Source organism: Stenotrophomonas sp. SXG-1, assembly GCF_014083965.1.
GTDB lineage: Bacteria > Pseudomonadota > Gammaproteobacteria > Xanthomonadales > Xanthomonadaceae > Stenotrophomonas > Stenotrophomonas geniculata.
Window position 1 is genome coordinate 914958 of sequence record NZ_CP046588.1, and the last position, 18100, is coordinate 933057.

General features: G+C 65.9%; 16 protein-coding genes and 6 tRNA genes. 14 read left to right on the forward strand and 8 right to left on the reverse strand.

Annotated features, from left to right (window positions below):
• Window positions 1-90: 90 nt before the first annotated feature.
• The 5 genes from ppx to GOC52_RS04135 all read right to left on the reverse strand — a co-directional run bounded on the left by ppx (window position 91) and on the right by GOC52_RS04135 (window position 7966).
• Complete coding sequence (gene ppx, locus GOC52_RS04115) at window positions 91-1617, reverse strand: exopolyphosphatase (protein ID WP_010483920.1); 1527 nt, start codon at window positions 1615-1617, stop codon at window positions 91-93.
• A gap of 366 nt (window positions 1618-1983) precedes the next feature.
• The gene (ppk1, locus tag GOC52_RS04120; RefSeq protein ID WP_019337026.1) at window positions 1984-4071 is read right to left on the reverse strand and encodes a polyphosphate kinase 1; all 2088 of its coding nucleotides are present in this window, start codon (window positions 4069-4071) and stop codon (window positions 1984-1986) included.
• A gap of 4 nt (window positions 4072-4075) precedes the next feature.
• Window positions 4076-5407 (reverse strand): phosphate regulon sensor histidine kinase PhoR, encoded by a 1332-nt coding sequence (gene phoR / locus GOC52_RS04125; protein WP_005415460.1) that lies wholly within the window; start codon window positions 5405-5407, stop codon window positions 4076-4078.
• A gap of 106 nt (window positions 5408-5513) precedes the next feature.
• The gene (gene phoB, locus GOC52_RS04130; protein ID WP_005408258.1) at window positions 5514-6203 is read right to left on the reverse strand and encodes a phosphate regulon transcriptional regulator PhoB; all 690 of its coding nucleotides are present in this window, start codon (window positions 6201-6203) and stop codon (window positions 5514-5516) included.
• Between the two features lie 116 nt (window positions 6204-6319).
• Window positions 6320-7966 carry a M48 family metalloprotease gene (locus GOC52_RS04135; RefSeq protein ID WP_010483915.1) on the reverse strand — a complete coding sequence of 549 codons (1647 nt, stop codon included), beginning with the start codon at window positions 7964-7966 and terminating at the stop codon, window positions 6320-6322.
• Between the two features lie 142 nt (window positions 7967-8108).
• On the opposite strand from GOC52_RS04135, the gene grxC reads away from it, so the two are divergent.
• The 6 genes from grxC (at window position 8109) to GOC52_RS04165 (ending at window position 12793) form a co-directional block, all read left to right on the forward strand.
• On the forward strand, window positions 8109-8399 hold the full coding sequence (gene grxC / locus GOC52_RS04140) for a glutaredoxin 3 (RefSeq protein WP_010483913.1): 291 nt from the start codon (window positions 8109-8111) through the stop codon (window positions 8397-8399).
• On the forward strand, window positions 8396-8788 hold the full coding sequence (locus tag GOC52_RS04145; protein WP_004154542.1) for a carboxymuconolactone decarboxylase family protein: 393 nt from the start codon (window positions 8396-8398) through the stop codon (window positions 8786-8788). The genes grxC and GOC52_RS04145 overlap by 4 nt, the downstream gene beginning before the upstream one ends.
• A gap of 319 nt (window positions 8789-9107) precedes the next feature.
• Window positions 9108-10112, forward strand: coding sequence for an isocitrate dehydrogenase (locus GOC52_RS04150; protein ID WP_049412684.1), 1005 nt, complete (start codon window positions 9108-9110; stop codon window positions 10110-10112).
• A gap of 200 nt (window positions 10113-10312) precedes the next feature.
• Window positions 10313-11056, forward strand: coding sequence for a cysteine hydrolase family protein (locus GOC52_RS04155; protein WP_191850699.1), 744 nt, complete (start codon window positions 10313-10315; stop codon window positions 11054-11056).
• A gap of 53 nt (window positions 11057-11109) precedes the next feature.
• Window positions 11110-12018, forward strand: a complete 909-nt coding sequence (locus GOC52_RS04160) for a LysR family transcriptional regulator (RefSeq protein ID WP_191850700.1) — start codon at window positions 11110-11112, stop codon at window positions 12016-12018.
• Window positions 12019-12043: 25 nt separating this feature from the next.
• Entirely contained in the window at window positions 12044-12793 is a 750-nt protein-coding gene (locus GOC52_RS04165; RefSeq protein ID WP_071306242.1) for a sulfite exporter TauE/SafE family protein, read from the forward strand.
• A gap of 60 nt (window positions 12794-12853) precedes the next feature.
• Here the strand turns inward: GOC52_RS04165 and GOC52_RS04170 are convergent, their stop codons facing one another.
• Window positions 12854-13612 carry a Bax inhibitor-1/YccA family protein gene (locus GOC52_RS04170; RefSeq protein ID WP_191850701.1) on the reverse strand — a complete coding sequence of 253 codons (759 nt, stop codon included), beginning with the start codon at window positions 13610-13612 and terminating at the stop codon, window positions 12854-12856.
• Between the two features lie 180 nt (window positions 13613-13792).
• On the opposite strand from GOC52_RS04170, the gene GOC52_RS04175 reads away from it, so the two are divergent.
• Window positions 13793-13869, forward strand: a tRNA-Pro gene (locus tag GOC52_RS04175).
• A gap of 39 nt (window positions 13870-13908) precedes the next feature.
• A tRNA-Arg gene (locus GOC52_RS04180) sits at window positions 13909-13985 on the forward strand.
• A 327-nt stretch (window positions 13986-14312) separates the two neighbouring features.
• Here GOC52_RS04180 and GOC52_RS04185 read toward each other — a convergent pair.
• Together GOC52_RS04185 and GOC52_RS04190 are read right to left on the reverse strand one after the other, a co-directional pair.
• The gene (locus GOC52_RS04185; protein ID WP_019336558.1) at window positions 14313-14732 is read right to left on the reverse strand and encodes a hypothetical protein; all 420 of its coding nucleotides are present in this window, start codon (window positions 14730-14732) and stop codon (window positions 14313-14315) included.
• Between the two features lie 75 nt (window positions 14733-14807).
• Window positions 14808-15728 carry a hypothetical protein gene (locus GOC52_RS04190; protein ID WP_049454898.1) on the reverse strand — a complete coding sequence of 307 codons (921 nt, stop codon included), beginning with the start codon at window positions 15726-15728 and terminating at the stop codon, window positions 14808-14810.
• 528 nt (window positions 15729-16256) lie between these two features.
• Between GOC52_RS04190 and GOC52_RS20815 the strand changes: the two genes are divergently transcribed.
• From GOC52_RS20815 to GOC52_RS04215, 6 genes are all read left to right on the forward strand, one after another.
• Window positions 16257-16388, forward strand: a complete 132-nt coding sequence (locus tag GOC52_RS20815; RefSeq protein ID WP_256202542.1) for a hypothetical protein — start codon at window positions 16257-16259, stop codon at window positions 16386-16388.
• Between the two features lie 168 nt (window positions 16389-16556).
• Window positions 16557-16633, forward strand: a tRNA-His gene (locus GOC52_RS04195).
• 79 nt (window positions 16634-16712) lie between these two features.
• Window positions 16713-16788 (forward strand) — tRNA-Lys (locus tag GOC52_RS04200).
• A gap of 197 nt (window positions 16789-16985) precedes the next feature.
• A tRNA-Lys gene (locus tag GOC52_RS04205) sits at window positions 16986-17061 on the forward strand.
• Between the two features lie 420 nt (window positions 17062-17481).
• Window positions 17482-17790, forward strand: coding sequence for a hypothetical protein (locus GOC52_RS04210; RefSeq protein WP_191850702.1), 309 nt, complete (start codon window positions 17482-17484; stop codon window positions 17788-17790).
• 141 nt (window positions 17791-17931) lie between these two features.
• Window positions 17932-18016, forward strand: a tRNA-Leu gene (locus GOC52_RS04215).
• Window positions 18017-18100 lie beyond the last annotated feature (84 nt).

An 18100-nucleotide genomic window follows, 5' to 3' on the forward strand; every position in this document is an offset into this window, starting at 1 on the left:
GATCTGCTGCATCGCAGCAGGTCAACGGGGGACGCATGCGCGAATCGTAACGGTGTGTGACCTTCTTCCCCTCGTGGGAAAGCGTGAGCCTCAGGCCACGAACGGCCGGAACTGGATGCCCAGCCCGGCGATGCCGTCGGTCTCGCCGATCAGATCGGCGCGCAGCAGCGGCCGGGCATCGATGAAGGCCTGCGGCACGATCAGCGACAGGCGGTTGTCGTCGGCGGTCAGTTCCAGCGCGGGCAGTGGATCGTCCTCATGGGCACGATTGAGCAGCACCGCCAGGCGCAGCAGGGCGGCCAGCCGGCGAGCGGTCAGCAACAGGCGCTCGGGCAGGGCGTCGAAGGCGGTCTTGGTTACGCTGCGGCGATGGCTGCGCACCAGCGCGGCCAGCATCTGCTGTTCCTGCCGCGAGAAGCCGGCGATATCCGAGTGTTCCAGTACGTAACTGCCATGCACGTGATAGCCGCTGTGCGCGATCATCAGGCCCAGCTCGTGCAGGCGTGCGGCCCAGCCGAGCATCCGCGCGTCGTCGGCATCGAGCCGCCAGCGTTCCTGCACCTGTTCCAGCAGTGACAGCGCGGTGTCCTGCACGCGATCGGCCTGCACGGTATCGATGCCGTAGCGCTGGCTGAGTGCGGACACCGATTCATCGCGCAGGTCGTTTTCGCCGGCGCGGCCGACGATGTCGTACAGGATGCCTTCGCGCATCGCCGCCTTGCTGACCAGCAGCTTCTGCAGGCCCAGTGCCTGGAAGGCGGCCTCCAGCACCAGGATGCCGCCGGCGATGATCGGGCGGCGGTCGCTGGACAGGCCCGGCAACTGGATGTCGTCGATCTTCTTGGCCTTCAGCAGTTCGTCGCGCAGCTGGGGCAGGGCCTCGGCGGTGATCGCGCCCTTGCTCAGCTTCATCGTGGCGCAGATCTCGCTGATCGCCTTGTGCGTGCCCGAAGAACCCAGTGCTTCCTGCCAGCCCAGCGCGCGGTACTTGCTGGCGAAGGGCTGGAACTCGCGGCCGATCTCGGCCAGCGCGTCCTTCCAGCGCTTCTTGCTCAGCTTGCCGCCGGGGAAGAAGCGCCGGGTGCTGGCGATGCAGCCGGCCTGCAGGCTTTCGCGCTCCAGGGTCTGCATGCCCATGCCGATGATGAACTCGGTGGAGCCGCCGCCGATGTCGATCACCAGCCGGCGCTGGCCGGGCTTGGGCGGTTGCGCGTGGGCCACGCCCAGGTAGATCAGGCGCGCTTCTTCGCGGCCGCTGACCACTTCGATGGCATGCCCAAGCGCGGTTTCGGCGGGAACCAGGAACGACTGCGGAGAGCGCAGCTGGCGCACGGTGTTGGTGGCCAGTGCGCGCACCCGGTGCGGCGGCACGTTGCGGATGCGCTGGCCGAAGCGGGCCAGGCATTCCAGCGCGCGCTGCCGCGCAGCGGAGGAGAGCCCACCTTTGCCATCCAGGCCATCGGCCATGCGCACGGTCTCGCGCAGGCGGTCGATCACCCGCAGCTGGCCGAGCGTGTAGCGCGCGATGACCATGTGGAAACTATTGGAGCCAAGGTCGATGGCGGCCAGCAGGTCGCCATCCTGCAATGCGGGCGGAGTCGTGGTGGTATGCGGCATGGACGAATGTTAGCCGAAGGGGCGGTGTGCTCGTCACCGCGCGGCCTTCACATTTTGGAAGAGGGGAGTGCGGCAGGGCTGCGCCCTGCACCCGCCGAATCAACGGCAACGGCTAAAGCAAAAGCAAAAGCGGGCTATCCGTAGGATGGCGGGGTGGGTCCGATGGCAGGGGACGCCGTTAACCCGTCCATGGGGGCTTGGTCGCCGCATCCATGCGGCTCACACCCCTGCCACCGGACCCACCCCGCCTTCGACAGAATTCCGCTGCTGTTGGTAGGTGTCGACCTTGGTCGACACTGATCCAATCCCGACCAGAATCGGTGCCTGCCGCTCCTGGTAGGTGTCGACCTTGGTCGACACACCGGCTCACAGCCCCTGCATCAATGCCATCTGCGCAGAATGCGGGGCTTCGTCGTGTGCCGGGGCACGCTTGTGGTAGATGCCGTCGGCATCCAGTTCCCAGGCGTTGAGGTTGTCGTCCAGGTAGTTCTGCAGGACTTCGCGGTACACGCGCTTGGCCAGCTCCGGGTCGAGGATCGGGAAGCACGTCTCGACACGGCGCAGCAGGTTGCGTTCCAGCCAGTCGGCGCTGGCGCAGTACATCTCCGGTGCGCCGTCGTTGCCGAACCAGTAGACGCGGCTGTGCTCCAGGAAGCGGCCGACGATCGAGCGCACGCGGATGTTGTCCGAGATGCCCGGTACGCCCGGGCGCAGGGTGCAGGCGCCGCGGATGATCAGGTCGATCTGCACGCCTGCCTGCGAGGCGGCGTACAGCGCGCGCACCACCTGCGGTTCGTTCAGTGCGTTCATCTTGGCGATGATCCGCGCCGGGCGGCCGGCGGCGGCGATGCGCGTTTCGCGCTCGATGCGGCCGAGGATGCCGGTGTGCAGGGTGAAGGGCGACTGCAGCAGGCGCTTGAGCTTCATCTTCGAGGCCAGCCCGGACAGCTGCTGGAACAGCAGGTGCACGTCGTTGCCGATGTCCGCATCGGCAGTGATCAGGCTGATGTCGGTGTACGCGCGGGCGGTGCCGCTGTGGTAGTTGCCGGTGCCCAGGTGCACGTAGCGGCGCAGTTTGCGGCCCTCGCGGCGCACGATCAGCAGCATCTTTGCGTGGGTCTTGTAGCCGACCACGCCGTACACCACCTGCACGCCGGCTTCCTGCAGGCGATCGGCCAGGCCCAGGTTGGCCTCTTCGTCGAAACGTGCGCGCAGTTCAACCACCACGGTCACGTCCTTGCCGTTGCGCGCGGCCTGGATCAGCGCGTCGACGATCAGCGAATCCTTGCCGGTGCGGTACAGGGTCTGCTTGATCGCCAGTACGTTGGGGTCGATCGCCGCCTGCCGGATCAGGTCCAGCACTGCGGTGAAGGCATCGAACGGGTGGTGCAGCAGCAGGTCCTGGCGCGCCGCCGTCTCGAAGATGCCGTCGCTGTCGCGCAGCGTGCGCGGGGTCATCGGCGGGTACTTCAGGTCCGGCTGCGCGATCAGGTCGTACAGCTGGATGATGCGGTTGAGGTTGACCGGGCCGTCGATGCGGTACACCGCGTTCTCGGTCAGGCCGAAATTCTGCAGCAGGGTGCGCACGATGTCGCGTGGCATGTCCTGCGCGATTTCCAGGCGCACCGCCGGCCGGTAGCCGCGGTCGACCAGTTCGTCGCGCAGTGCCAGCGCCAGGTTCTCCACTTCCTCCTCGTCCACCACCAGCTCGGAGTTGCGGGTAACGCGGAACTGGTAGGCCCCCTGCACTTCCATGCCGGGGAACAGCTCATCGACGAAGGTGGACAGCACCGACGACAGGAACACGAAGTTCTGCGATCCGCCGAGCTTCTCCGGCAGCTGGATGATGCGCGGCAGCGAGCGCGGCGCACGTACGATGGCCAGATGGCCGGCGCGGCCGAACGCGTCGGTGCCCTTCAGCACCACCACGATGTTCAGCGACTTGTTGAGGATCTTCGGGAACGGATGCACCGGGTCCAGGCCCAGCGGCGACAGCACCGGCATGATCTCGTTGCGGAAGTAGGCGCGCAGCCAGCGCTTCTGGCGGTCGGTCCAGGAATGGCGGCCGAGCACGCCGATGCCGGCCTCCATCAGCGCCGGGCGCAGCGTCTCGTTCCAGCAGCGGTACTGCTGGTCCACCAGTTCCGCGGCGCGGTCGTGGATGGCATTGAGGATGGCCTGCGGGCTCATCCCGTCCGGTGCCGGCGGCAGGCCGAATTCCTGCGCGTGGCGCACGGCGGCGGCGCGGATCTCGAAGAACTCGTCCAGGTTGGTGCAGGAGATGCACATGAAACGCAGCCGCTCCAGCAGCGGCACCTGCGGGTCCATCGCCTGGGCCAGCACGCGGAAATTGAAATCCAGCTGCGACAGTTCGCGGTTGATGTAGAGCGCCGGGTCACGCAGCGGATCGTTGTCCGGGCTCACGGGGAGGGGGAGGGATCCGAGGCTGCTCATGGCGTCATTCTTCGATGGAAGTCAGGGGGGCGGACTCGCGCGGGCGCACGTGGTCGGCATCGAAATGGCAGGAAAACACCGAGCCCTTGCCGACCTCGCTTTCAATCTCCAGCCGTGCGTGGTGCAGGCCGAGGATGTGCTTGACGATGGACAGGCCCAGGCCGGTACCGCCGCTTTCGCGGGAGCGGCTGCTGGAGACACGGTAGAAACGTTCGGTCAGGCGCGGCAGGTGGGTGGCCGGGATGCCGTAGCCGGAATCGCGCACTGCCAGCACGGCACCGTCGCCTTCGCGGCGGAACTCCACGGCGATACGGCCACCGGCCGGCGTATAGCGCACCGCGTTGGTGACCAGGTTGGAGAAGGCGCTGTGCAGTTCCTTGGTCGAGCCCTGCAGGTCAACGCCGGCAAGATCGTCGATGCTGATCTGGTGGCGGCCCTGGCTGTGCGCTTCGGCTTCGCGGCGCAGGGTGGCCAGCATCGGCTGCATGGCCACGGTCTCTTCCTCGCTGTGTTCCTGCGACTCGAGGCGCGACAGCGTCAGCAGGTCTTCCACCAGCTGGGCCATGCGCTGGCTCTGCTTGCGCATTTCTTCCAGCATCGGACCGGTTCCCGGGAAATCCTCCGGGTCCATCATGTCCAGATAGCCGTGGACCACGGTGAGCGGCGTGCGCAGCTCGTGTGAAACGTTGGCGACGAAGTCGCGGCGCACCTGCTCCAGGCGCAGCAGCTTGCTGACATCGCGGGCGATCAGCAGCCAGTAATCGGAGGAATAGGGAATCAGGCGCAGGTTCAGGCGGATCGCCGGGTCGACCGGCGAGGGCACGTCCAGGATCGGCTCGGCATTGCGGCCACCAGCGAGCCAATGCGCCAGCGGCATCGGTTGCAGGCGTTCGACCAGGGCCTCGCCGAGGTCGCCCGGATGATGCAGGCCGAGCAGGGCGGTGGCCGCTTCGTTGAACCACTGCACACGCTGGCTGTTGCGATCCAGCACCACCACGGCATCGGGCAGCGCGGCGGCGGCGGCGCGGTAGCTGCGCAGCATGTCCAGCAGGCGGCGCTTGCGCACGCGCATTTCCACCTGGTTGCGGTACAGCAGGCGGTCCAGCTCGTTCCAGACGCCGGTGCCTTCTTCGGCGGTGTCCCAGCGCTGGCGCGCGGTCAGCCGGCGCAGCACGCTGCGCAGGCGCCAGTAATGCCATGCCAGCGTGGCCAGTGCGCCCAGTGCGATGCACAACCACAGATGGCCCGTGAACCACCCCACCAATCCGGCGAACAGCAGTACCGCGGCAACGGTGGCCAGGGTCTTCAACCAGGCAGAGCGGATGTGGCGGGGCATTGCGATCTCGTCGTTGAGGTGCGGCGGTTCACTGGGGTGAACCGAGGGTTATAGCAGAGTTGCCGGCGCCGGCACCCGCAGGTGCGTGGCGCCGGCACGACGAGACTCAGGTAGCAGTGGAGAAGCGGTAGCCGGCGCCGCGCACGGTCTGCACCATGTTTTCGGCGTTGAACGGTTCCAGCGTCTTGCGCAGGCGGCGGATGTGCACGTCGATGGTGCGCTCCTCCACGTACACGCTGCCGCCCCAGACGTGGTCCAGCAGCTGGGCGCGGGTGTAGACGCGCTCGGGGTGGGTCATGAAGAAGTGCAGCAGGCGGTATTCGGTCGGGCCGATCGGCACCGGCTGGTCGTTGGCGAACACGCGATGGGCGGCGCCGTCGATGCGGATCGGGCCGACGGCCACGCTGCCGTCCTCGTCATCTTCGCGGGCGCGGCGCATCACCGCACGGATGCGGGCCAGCAGTTCGCGCGCCGAGAACGGCTTGACCACATAGTCGTCGACGCCAGCTTCAAGGCCACCGACGCGATCGTTCTCTTCGCCGCGGGCGGTCAGCATGATGATCGGCACTTCGCGGGTCAGGGTTTCCTTGCGCCAGCGACGGGCCAGGTCCAGGCCGCTGGTGCCGGGCAGCATCCAGTCCAGCAGGATCAGGTCGGGGACGCGATCGGCGATGGCGGTCTGGGCCTCACGGGCGTCGCCGGCGTGGACCGGTTCGTAATCGCCCTTGCGCAGGGCGAAGGCGACCATTTCACGGATCGCGGGCTCGTCATCGACGATCAGGATGCGTTTCTGCACGAGGACACCGTAGGGCTCGGTTACTGGAGTGGTGCCAGTAGACTACGGTTTGATGACATGTTTGTGACTGCCTGGCCGGAACCGGCCTGGATTGCCATCGGCCGGTCATGCAGCGCTCAGCGGCGGTCCAGATCCGGGTCCTGCACGCCCTGGCGGCGCAGCTCCAGCACGGTGGGGGTGATCGCCTCGATGCGCGCATCCACCCGTGCCCGGCCGACATAGTCCAGCGCCGGATTGCGCTTGAGCGCCTGCAGCTGCATCAGCGACTGTTCCGGCCGGCCGCTGAGGAAGGCCGCCTCGGCGTAGGCCTCGCTGGCACGCACGCTGTCGCCGGCCAGTTCGCTGGCGCGGGCGTACCGCTGCTGGAAGACCGGATCGTTACCGCTTTGCGACAGCAGGGGCCGCAGCATGGCCTGCGCGCGCTGGCCGGCCTCGCGGCTGCCCTGTTCGTTCAGGATCTCGGCATAGGTCAGCGCCACCGGACGGCTGTTGGGGTGCTGGCGCAGCAGCTGCTCGAAGCGGCTGTTGGCCTGGGCGGTCTGGCCCGCACGCGATTCGGCCTCGCCCAGCCCCAGTGCCAGCCACAGATTGTCCGGGCGGGTCTGCAGCAGGCCTGCCAGGGTCTGCCGGGCCTGGGCGGCGCCGGCGCGACCGCTGCGCATCACCGCCAGCGCCTGGCCATAGCGCTGGGCATCGTTGAGGCCGTCCTTCTGGCGCTTGGCCAGATCGGCGTACTCGCGTTCCAGCTCGGGGGTGGAGTCCGCGCTGAGCACGCGCAGGCGCTCGCGCGCCCAGTCGAAGTCGCCACTGGCGCCGCGGCTGAGCTGGCCCATCGGGATGCGCAGCACGCTGCTGGGCAGCAGCGGGTTGTTTCCGCGCAACAGGGGTTCGGCCAGGCTGGGATCGGTCGGGTCCACGCGCTCCCTGCGCTCGCCACTGGGGGTGGTGGTGGTCAGCAGCACCGTGTCCTTCTTCATCTGCTCGGCGCGGGCCTTGGCCTCGCTGATGCGGGTGATGTTGACCGGGTGGGTGCGCAGGAACTCGGGCACGCTGTAGCCGCCCTCGTTGCCGCGCATCGCCGATGCCATCCGCTCGAAGAAGCCGGCCATGGCATCCACGTCGTAGCCACTGCGCGACAGGGTGCGGATGCCGAGGCGGTCGGCCTCGGACTCGTTGGAGCGGGTGTAGTTGATCTGCCGCTGCTGCATCAGGCCCATGCCGGAACTGATCGCGGCCATCGTCGCGTTGCCGGAGGAGGTGCTGTTGCTGGCCTGCGCGGCCACCACCGCCGCCAGCATGCCGAGCAGGATCGGGATCTGGTCGCGCTGGGCGCGCTCGACTCCGCGCAGCACGTGCTGCTGGGTGACGTGGGCGATTTCGTGCGACAGCACCGCGGCCACCTCGTCCTCGCGCTCGGCGGTCAGCACCAGGCCGGCATTGACCCCGATGTAGCCGCCCAGCGTGGCGAAGGCGTTGATCTGGCGGTCCTTCATCACGAAGAACGTGTACGGCTGGCGCGGCTGGTCGCTGTTGGAGCCGAGGCGGGTGCCCATGGTCTGCAGCCAGTCGTTGACCAGCGGGTCGTCCAGCAGGTAGCCGTAGTTGCGCAGCTCGCGCAGCATCATCGCGCCGTACTCGGCCTGGCGGGCCGGGGTCAGCAGCTCGCCGGCCGACGAGCCGATGTCGGGCAGCTTCTCCTGGGCCTGGGCCAGCGGCGTGGCCAGGGCCAGGGTGACGGCGGTAGTCAGCAGCAGGGCTCGCAAGCAGGAGGTCCTCGGGCGGGGCGCGCCAAGCGTGGCAGGGCAGGGGGCAACCATTCGTTAATCCACAGTGTTGCGGCCGTGGCGTGGAATTTCCAGCGCACCGGTACCATATGTAGACCGTCGATCCATCGTGGAGTTTCCCGTGACAGCCCAGACCGCCGGCGGTGCCCCCGCCATCACCATCTATTCCACCGCCGTCTGCCCGTACTGCGTGGCCGCCAAGAACTTCCTGAAGAGCAAGGGCCAGCAATGGACCGAGGTCCGCATCGACCTGGACCCGGTCGAGCGCGAGAAGATGATGGCCAAGACCCGCCGTACCAGCGTGCCGCAGATCTTCGTCGGCGACGTCCATGTGGGCGGCTACGACGACATGATGGCCCTGCACCGTGAAGGCAAGCTCGAGCCGCTGCTGGCCGGGCAGGGCCAGGCATGAGCGCGGCCGACGACGGCAGCAAGGACCGCATCGCCGAGTTCACCGAGTTCCGCAAGCGCATGAACGAGCGCATCCTGGGCGAGCCGAACCAGGTGGTGCGGCGCTTCTTCGCGCTGGACACGCAGACCTACCAGGCCGGTGCGCTGGACGTGAAGACCAAGGAACTGCTGGGCCTGGTGGCCTCGATGGTGCTGCGCTGCGACGACTGCATCAGCTACCACGTGGCCCAGTGCAAGGACGCCGGGGTGACCCGTGAAGAATTCTTCGAGACCTTCTCGGTCGGCCTGGTGGTGGGCGGCTCGATCGTGATCCCGCACCTGCGCCGCGCGGTCGACTTCCTCGACCAGCTGGAAGGCGGCGCCGCCGCCCCGGCAGCGCACGAGCACTGAGGTAGCGCCGGGCCATGCCCGGCGGAGACCTGAACGAAAAGCCGCCGGGCATGGCCCGGCGCTACCGGATCACGGCCGCGCGCCGGGGCATTTCCCGCGATCCAACCGCCCAAGAGCCCCTTCTTGTTGAAGGGGCGCGCCGACAGGCGGGGGTAGAGGAGGAATGCGCGGGCAATTCTGCCTGAGCCGGGCACTGGGACCATGGTCTATTTGGGACCTCGGCCCCGGCTCAGGCATAATTGCCGGTGAAACTTCCTTTGCGCCGGCGTTTCCGGGCACGTCCGGACGGCGTTTTTCCCCCTGTTCGGAACATCGATCAATGACGCAGAAAATTACGGTCATCCGCGGCGACGGCATTGGCCCGGAAATCATGGACGCCACCCTGTTCGTGCTCGACCAGCTCAAGACTGGCCTGGAGTACGAAGACGCCGACGCCGGCCTGGTGGCCCTGGAAAAGCACGGCGACCTGATGCCGGCGGTGACCCTGGAATCGATCGCGCGCAACAAGGTCGCGCTGAAGAGCCCGCTGACCACCCCGGTCGGTGGTGGTTTCACCTCGATCAACGTCAGCCTGCGCCGTCACTTCGACCTGTACGCCAACGTGCGTCCGGCCCACACCTTCCCGAACACCAAGTCGCGTTTCGACAACGTCGACCTGATCACCGTTCGTGAGAACACCGAAGGTGCGTACCTGGCCGAAGGCCAGGAAGTGTCGGCCGACGGCGAGACCGCCTTCTCCGGCACCCGCATCACCCGCAAGGGCTCCGAGCGCATCGTGCGCTATGCCTTCGAGCTGGCCAAGAGCACCGGCCGCAAGAAGGTCACCGCCGTGCACAAGGCCAACATCATCAAGTCGACCTCGGGCCTGTTCCTGAATGTCGCCCGTGAAGTGGCCGCGCAGTACCCGGACATCGAATTCCAGGAAATGATCGTCGACAACTGCTGCATGCAGCTGGTGATGCGTCCGGAACAGTTCGACGTGATCGTCACCACCAACCTGTTCGGCGACATCATCTCCGACCTGTGCGCCGGCCTCGTCGGCGGCCTGGGCCTGGCCCCGGGTGCCAACATCGGCAAGGACGCGGCGATCTTCGAAGCCGTGCACGGCACCGCGCCGGACATCGCTGGCCAGGGCAAGGCCAATCCGTGTGCGCTGCTGCTGGCAGCCGCGCAGATGCTGGACCACGTCGGCCAGCCGGAAAACGCCGCGCGCCTGCGCAAGGCCATTGTGGCGACCATGGAAGCCAAGGACTCGCTGACCGGCGACCTGGGCGGCACCGGCACCACCATGAGCTTCGCCAAGGCCATTGCCAGCCGCCTGTAAGCGGCCGGTCGGCCTCGGTTGGATCCCAGCGGGGCGCCTTCGGGCGCCCCGTTGCGTTTTCCGGTAGATCCACGCCATGCGTGGATGACGGAATGATCGGTTGTGCGGTTTTCGCACAGATCATGTGCCCCCGCACGGCTGGTTCGTGCGCCAATCGCTCCGCATCCTGTGCCTCACACCCGCCGCACAGGAACCCTCCCATGAACCTCACCGCCTTCGGCCTGGCCAGCCTGATCGGCATGGCCGCCACCGCCCCGGTCGCTGCCGCCGAACCGTCCCATCCCACCATCCGCCACATGGCCGGCGCGCCGGTCGCGGCCTCGCTGGATGCAGCGAAGACCGCCGTGCTGGTGATCGACTTCCAGAACGAATACTTCGATGCCAGCGCCGCGCCCGGCTTTGCTGGTGGCCGCATGGTCATTCCCGATGGCGTGGCCGCACTGCGCCAGGCCAGGCGGGTGGTCGAGTTCGCCGATACTCACGGCATCCGCGTGATCCACGTGCAGCATGTGTTGCCGGCCGGTGCACCGCTGTTCGCGCAGGGCAGCGTCAATGCCGCCTTCCATCGCGACCTGCAGCCGCGCAAGGGTGAGACCGTGGTGCAGAAAGACAATGTCAGCGTGTTCGCTGGCAACTCGGCCGCGATGCTCGACACGGTGCTGAAGGATGCCGGCATCGACACCCTGATCGTCACCGGCCTGCAGACCCATGCCTGTGTGGCCGGTGCTGCGCGCGACGCGGCGGCGGCACCGCGCGGCTACCGGGTGATCGTATCGTCCGATGCCAGCGCCAGTCGCGACCTGGACCTGGCCGGTGGCCAGCGCATCGATCATCGCGCGCTGCATGACGCCTCGCTGGCGCAGATCGAAGACGCCTTCGGTGATGTCATGAGCACCGACGCGATCCTGGCGCTGCCGGTGCGCAAGGCCGGCGACGGCGCTTGATAAGCTGGTGGGGCCCGCATGCCGTGGGCCCCGTCACTTGGAGTCGCTCGCCGATGGATCACTTCGCCGCCCTGCGTGCGCTGCGCGCCATCGTCGACGCAGGCAGCTTCACTGCTGCTGCCGAGCGCCTGGGGACCACCCACTCGGCGATGTCACGGCAACTGCGGCAGCTGGAAGAGCATCTGCAGGTGCGATTGCTCGATCGCAACAGCCGCCGGCTGTCACTGACCGAAGCCGGTCGCGACTACTACCGCGAGGCGGCAGCGCTGCTGGATCGCCTGCAGGAAGCGGATGATCGCGTGCGTGCCGGGCAAGCGCAGCCCGGTGGCATCGTACGCATCAGCGTGCCGCAGGTCGTGGCCAGCCAGGAGTTGCCGCATTGGCTGCCGTCGTTCCTGCAGCGCTACCCGCAGGTCGCGCTTGACCTGTCGGCCGATGATCAACTGGTCGACGTGGTGGGGGGCGGTTTCGACCTGGCTCTTCGCATCGCGCGCTCGTTGCCGGACAGCCAGCTGGTCGCGCGCGAACTGGCCAGCTGCCCGCGCATCCTGGTCGCTGCACCGGCCTATCTGGCGCGTCATGGTCTGCCGCGACAGGCTGCAGATCTCGAACAACATACGCTGCTGGGATTCAGTCCCACGCCGTCAATGCCGCCCTGGCAGCTGCAGGGGCCGCGCGGTGCCAGCGTGAGCATCGAGGCCGGCCAGCGCCTGCGCGTGGATGCCACGCCCGCGCTGTATGCCGCGGCGTTGGCCGGAATGGGCATCAGCCTGTTCACCGCACTGACCGTACAGGAGGACCTGCGCGCCGGTCGTCTGATCCGCGTGTTGCCGGCCTGGCATGCCGGGCAGCGCCGCTACTTCGCGCTGTATCCGCATGCACGTGCGCTGGCGCCGAAAGTGCGTGCGCTGGTCGAGCACCTCGCGGCGCACTACGCTGCACAGGTGGGCGCGGCAGGATAGTCGCGCGGCTGCAACCGAGGTGGTGATGGAGTCGGTGTATCTGCTGGTCGCGCTGGGCGCGATCGTCGCCGGATTCGTGCAGGGCCTGTCCGGCTTCGCCTTTGGCATGGTGGCGATGTCGTTCTGGGCATGGGGACTGGAGCCGCGGCTGGCGGCGACGCTGTCGGTGTTTGGTGCGCTGGTCGGTCAGCTGGTGGCTGTGTTCACCGTGCGCCGTGGCTTCAACCTGCGCCTGTTGCTGCCCTTCGTCTTGGGCGGGCTGGCCGGCATTCCGCTGGGCGTGATGGTGCTGCCGCAGCTGGACATGGACTGGTTCAAGGCGCTGCTGGGCGGCTTCCTGGCGCTGTGGTGCCCGGTGATGCTGATGGCGCGCTCGTTGCCTCCGGTCCGCGTCGGCGGCCGTATCGGTGATGCGATCGCTGGCATGGCCGGTGGCGTGCTCAGTGGCATTGGCGGCTTTGCCGGGCCGGTGCCGACGTTGTGGAGCACCCTGCGAGGCTTCGGCAAGGACGAACAGCGCGCGGTCATCCAGAACTTCAACCTGGCGATGCTGGCGGTGACCATGGCCACCTATGTCGGCAGCGGCCTGGTCAGCCGGCAGATGCTGCCGTATTTCGCCATCGTGGCACCGGCCATGCTGGTGCCGACCCTGCTGGGTGCAAGGGTCTACATCGGCATCAGCGAGGCGCGCTTCCGGCAGCTCGTGCTGGGCCTGCTGACCGTGTCAGGCATCGCGTTGCTGGCATCGTCGCTTCCGGTGCTGCTGGCGCGCTGAGGGAGGAACGAAAAAGGGCGCCACGAAGGGCGCCCTTTGTCGTCTATTGCATGTTGCGGCTCAGCGCTGCTGGATTTTCGACAGCAGACGCAGGAATTCAACGTACAGCCAGACCAGGGTCACCATCAGGCCGAATGCGCCATACCACTCCATGTACTTCGGTGCACGCTGGGCGACACCGGTCTCGATGAAGTCGAAGTCCAGCACCAGATTCAGCGCGGCCACGACCACCACGAACAGGCTGAAGGCGATGCCCAGCCAGCTGGAGTCATGGATCACCGGCACGTTGATGTTGAAGAAGCCGAGCACGAACGATGCCAGGTAGAGCAGGGCGATGCCGCCAGTGGCCGCGACCACGCCCATCTTGAAGTTCTCGGTGGCCTTGATCAGGCCGCTGCGGTACGCGAACAGCAGCGCGAACAGAGTGCCGAAGGTCAGCAGCACGGCCTGGAACACGATGCCCGGGAACTTGGCGTTGAACACGGCCGAGATGGCGCCGAGGAACAGGCCTTCCACCAGCGCGTACATCGGCGCGGTGACCGGCGACCATTCCTTCTTGAAGACGGTGATCAGCGCCAGCACCAGGCCGCCGATGGCGCCGCCCATGGCATACAGCCTGGCACCAGGCAAAACCTGACCGTAGTCGCCGATGGTCTGGTTCCAGGCGAAAGCGGCCGTCAGCACGGTCAACAGCAGCAGGAAACCGGTCTTGTTGACGGTGCCGTTGAGGGTCATTGCCTGGTCGGGGCTGGTCACCACCGAGCCGCTGGCGAGGTCGAGGAAGGTGGACTCGGAAAGAGCCGGGTTGCCGCTGCGCATGCGCGTTCTCCGTGCGAATGAGGGTCTGGACGGCCATCCGGCCGATGGGCGTGAGCATAGCCGATGACTGCTTTCGGCGTTGTGGCAGGCGCCGGATCTGTACATCCTGCGTTGACAGTTCCCAATGCGCTTGGCGACAATGACCAACTCCCCGGGCATGGCCCGAGGGGATTGCAAGACCGGGGTATAGCGCAGTCTGGTAGCGCGCCTGCTTTGGGAGCAGGATGTCGGGGGTTCGAATCCCTCTACCCCGACCAATCCCACATCACGTCGGATTGGACACCGTTCCGGTTCGGGCGCCCGTAGCTCAACTGGATAGAGCACCGGCCTTCTAAGCCGGCGGTTACAGGTTCGATTCCTGTCGGGCGCGCCATTGGAATCAATGGTTTATGAACTCACGCCCGCGAACATCGGTTCCCATTCGATGGCTGGGCAATCCTGGGTGGCGAGCGTTCCACCTTCCTCTTTTCCGATGAAAGATGCCCTTTGCCTGGGGGTGCAGTCGCACGGCGTGATGCCAGGCGGGTTGCGGTGAACCTGCGTCTGGCGATGATCGGCTCACTCCGCAGGTGCTTGAGCAGCGCCGCCTGGGTTGGGGCAATGTGCCCGGCAACGAAAAAAAGCCAGCGCTATGCGCTGGCCTTTCCCAAGTCGCGATGGTCGCGATGGACGCACTCTGGTCGAGTGCGCCCTGGATGGATCACATCTGTTCCAGTTCGCCCACCCGGACCTTGCCGCCACCGCAGTTGCCGTGGCAGCCGCCGCTGATCGGGCCGCTGCCACCGCCGCCGCCACCACCACCGCCGCCACCACCACCGCCCCGGGAGTTGGGCGGGAGGACGGTCGAAATCACTTCGCCGGAGTCGAAACCTGCACCTCGCCACGTGTAGTTGACGCAGGAAATACCGTTGCAGACGGTCAGGACATCGCCGGTCTGGACTCGCGTCTGGGCTGTCCAGACAGTGGTCCGGCCGTCATTGAGCTTCTGGACCTCTTGGGAAAGCTGCTGGTTGGTCACCGGATCGGGATACGGGGTTGTCAGCGTGCATCCGGCGGTGCAGTTGATGACGCCAGGAAGCTTTTTCGCTTGAAGGCTCCCGGCTGCCATGAACAGCAGCACGCCTGCAATGGCGGGAATGGAGTTTCTACCAAGCGAAGGGATAATCCCAATCAGTCTAGCTTTCACAATAGGTCCTTATCGTGGGATGCAACAGTTCTTGAAGATTTCGTTCGATGAAATGCGGGCTTTCTCTTTCTCTTGGCTGCTCAGGTTTTTCTCATGGTTGGCAATGTCAGTGGTGGTGGCAAAACGTGGGTCCAGCCGGTTGAGGACGCGGGTGTACGCCAGGGCGGCAACGGGATCCGCAGGAACGATGCCGCCATACGTGTAGGCCATCGCCATGTCGCTGATGACATTGACGTTCCCTTGTGATTCCAGTTCGCGCAGATATCCGGTGGCGGTGTCCTTCCACGCCTCGAGCGCCGCGGGATCACGGATTGCGTCATCAAGCGAACCGATGACTTTCTCCGGCGATCGCGAGTAAGCGCGCATCGCTTCCTGCGAGCCCATGGCGGCGGCCTTCGAAAGCCAATCGGCGTGATAGATGTCCTGATCCAGAGCCAGCGACTCGCACTCTTTGAGGATTCGTTCCGATCGCTCCAGGAACCAGTTGCCGGACCCGACCGTGGTGGCTGAATCCGCCAGCTTGTCAGCGCGATCCGAGATGAAGGTCTGGCACTGCTCGATGGTTCGATAGATTTCGTAGGTTGCCGTGGCATCTCCGGATTCGGAGCGCAGCATCAGTTGCTTGACGTGGGCGAGCGCGTCACCGGGAGGCCGGAACTCATTGCCTCTTACGATCTCGTAGGCTTTGGGGCCCACCGCCTTGTACGAGCCCGGCGGGATCTTGTTGTCCCGCTCCAGCCTCTGCGCGGCCGCCGCACCTGACGCCGGAAGCTGCCTTCCCTGGTCGGGCCTTTCATCAAGGCTGCCACTGTTCCCGGATTCCTCTGCCGTGGCATCGGCAGCTGGCTGCTGCCGGTAGCCGTACATTGCAACGGCTGCCACTGCCAGCACCGCTGCCAGCGTGACGAATCCGATTAGCCGCTTGCTCATCTATTGATCTCACCTTCATTGCAGGAACCGGCATGGTTGCAAACGTGCGCCTCGCGTTCCATGTCCTGCAGCTAACGTTGTATGAATGGATCTCCCCCATTCCCGTTTGAGATTCATTCACGATTTGTTCACCAATCATTCACGCTGTCGGGAGTGCGTCCGACCATGGCGAGCTGTTTGCCTGCGCCTGACCTTCGGCGCAGGCGGCACGCACCTTCTGGCGCTCGGCATGAGATGCAGTTTGGAAAGGCGCGGGAGAGGTAGAGCAGGTGCTGGCCGAAGTGCATCGTCTGCGCAGTTGCCAACGGCGGCTTACCCTGTACTGCGGCGGTGTCACCTCGCTGGCGTTGACTGGCCTGCTGACGGGGGCGACGGACCAACGCAGTGCGTCGATCGACGTGATCGAAACGATGTTGCCGATGGACAGCGGCGGCCGATGTTCTCGGCCGAAGATGAGCGCTTGCACGCGCAGGTGTGCAAGCCATTGCCCGTCGTGTGTTTCCTGGCAGGACGCAGTCGCACAATGCGATGTTTCAGCTGCTCGACGGAGCGGGCCAGTCGCGCCAGCAGTTGCAGGTCACGCCGAAGGGGGAGGCCACGCTGTCATTCCTGGACGAGCACGGGGACGCCGTGCGTGTGATCTCGGCCGAGCAGCTCTGATCTCCTGTTCCGGCCCCTGCACATCAATGTGAAGAAGTGCTTGCAATTCCTTCGCGACTCCCGGAAAATGCCGGACTCGCTTCGGGGGACGGACTTCTGGTTCCGCCCGGTAGCAAAGCATCAAGTTCCAACGTCAGCCTCATCGGCGGTGGAGCGAAAGTTTCAGTGGTGGCTGTAGCTCAGTTGGTTAGAGTACCGGATTGTGATTCCGGTGGTCGGGGGTTCGAATCCCCTCAGCCACCCCACTGATTCAACCGCATCGGCGCAGCCGAAACGGTATTGCAATAAACAGAAAGCACGCTACAATGTGCGTCTGAGTTTCACGGGCCGTTAGCTCAGTTGGTAGAGCAGTTGACTCTTAATCAATAGGTCCAAGGTTCGAATCCTTGACGGCCCACCAAGACAGAAGCCACCTGGTACCCCAGGTGGCTTTTTTCTTATAGGTGTGACTCCCATCGTTTCGATGGGTCACGCGTTGCAGAACCCGCTCGGCGCGGATCTGCAGCAGCAGCGGGACCGCAGTGCTGGTTTCAACCACGTTGAAAAAAGTGCTTGCACCCACCGAGCGGATCGGGTCATAATTCGCGCCCCGATTTCGGGCTGTTAGCTCAGTTGGTAGAGCAGTTGACTCTTAATCAATAGGTCCAAGGTTCGAATCCTTGACAGCCCACCAGACGAAAGCCACTTGGTTCGCCAAGTGGCTTTTTTCTTGCCTGTTCGCTGGGTGGCGTCTGCAGATACCAGCGGTGCTGGCTGGAGTGGAGCCCCCTTGAGTCAAGGGGGCGCGGCGAAGCCGCGGGGATGTGGGGGCTGGTGAAGTGGGGCCCGCACTTTGCCATGCAAAGCGTGGGGCTGCGGCGCGAATGCGCAGCAGCTTCCCCTTGGTTCGCCAAGTGGCTTTTTTCTTGCCTGTTCGCCGGGTGGCGTTTCATCCGCGCATGGCGTGGATCTACTGAAGCGATGCTGAAATCAGGGGCATACGCGTCATCAGTGTTTTCAATGCTGTGCGCTGCTTCTCACCGCGCTGCGCCCTTCATCGCACCCAATGGATCTTCCGCGCCGAGAGCGCATGCATGTACGAAGGAAGATCCTGATGGCCGATATGAAACGACTGCGCCGGGGGCTGTGGGTTTCATTTGCGTTGCTGGTGTTGGTGGCCTGCGCGCCGGAACGTGATCCGGCGCAGACCGTGGAGCGCGATGCAGGTACAGGGGCGGTTCCGGCGCGCCCGGTCGGTGACGCCATGCAGATGCAGCCGGCGCAGCCGGTGGAGGGTGAGGCTGCGCCGGAGGCGATGGGGCTGCGTCGCACCGACAAGGGTGGCATGGACATCCGCAAGGTGGATGTGGCGGCCGGGCAGGGCGCTGACGCACCTGCGTCCCCTGCCGAGGCGAAGCACTGAGTCGCCGCCGTCCCGAATGGTCGCACGACCTTCGGGGCGGCCTTTGGCGCGGGCAATGAGCGCGTGGCTGTCATGTTCAGTTTTGTGCAGGCCTTCCGATTCCCGCCGTCGCCTGCGACAATGAATGCCTGAGCCGGCCACGCGAAAGTGGCGGAATTGGTAGACGCCCTGGATTTAGGTTCCAGTGCCGCAAGGCGTGGGGGTTCGAGTCCCCCCTTTCGCACCAGTGCCGGCCTGTCCCCGCCCTGATCGGGCCATCGACGCCCCCTTGACCGGCACGCGCTGGCAGTGCAGGCCGAATTGGGCGAAA

What these genes read in the sequence shown, in the direction of transcription:
- ppx (WP_010483920.1), bottom strand. Translation starts at nt 1,617, where the DNA reads ATGCCGCATACCACCACGACTCCGCCCGCATTGCAGGATGGCGACCTG.
- ppk1 (WP_019337026.1), bottom strand. Translation starts at nt 4,071, where the DNA reads ATGAGCAGCCTCGGATCCCTCCCCCTCCCCGTGAGCCCGGACAACGAT.
- phoR (WP_005415460.1), bottom strand. Translation starts at nt 5,407, where the DNA reads ATGCCCCGCCACATCCGCTCTGCCTGGTTGAAGACCCTGGCCACCGTT.
- GOC52_RS04145 (WP_004154542.1), top strand. Translation starts at nt 8,396, where the DNA reads ATGAGCGCGGCCGACGACGGCAGCAAGGACCGCATCGCCGAGTTCACC.
- GOC52_RS04150 (WP_049412684.1), top strand. Translation starts at nt 9,108, where the DNA reads ATGACGCAGAAAATTACGGTCATCCGCGGCGACGGCATTGGCCCGGAA.
- GOC52_RS04155 (WP_191850699.1), top strand. Translation starts at nt 10,313, where the DNA reads ATGAACCTCACCGCCTTCGGCCTGGCCAGCCTGATCGGCATGGCCGCC.
- GOC52_RS04160 (WP_191850700.1), top strand. Translation starts at nt 11,110, where the DNA reads ATGGATCACTTCGCCGCCCTGCGTGCGCTGCGCGCCATCGTCGACGCA.
- GOC52_RS04165 (WP_071306242.1), top strand. Translation starts at nt 12,044, where the DNA reads ATGGAGTCGGTGTATCTGCTGGTCGCGCTGGGCGCGATCGTCGCCGGA.
- GOC52_RS04170 (WP_191850701.1), bottom strand. Translation starts at nt 13,612, where the DNA reads ATGCGCAGCGGCAACCCGGCTCTTTCCGAGTCCACCTTCCTCGACCTC.
- GOC52_RS04190 (WP_049454898.1), bottom strand. Translation starts at nt 15,728, where the DNA reads ATGAGCAAGCGGCTAATCGGATTCGTCACGCTGGCAGCGGTGCTGGCA.
- GOC52_RS20815 (WP_256202542.1), top strand. Translation starts at nt 16,257, where the DNA reads ATGTTTCAGCTGCTCGACGGAGCGGGCCAGTCGCGCCAGCAGTTGCAG.
- GOC52_RS04210 (WP_191850702.1), top strand. Translation starts at nt 17,482, where the DNA reads ATGGCCGATATGAAACGACTGCGCCGGGGGCTGTGGGTTTCATTTGCG.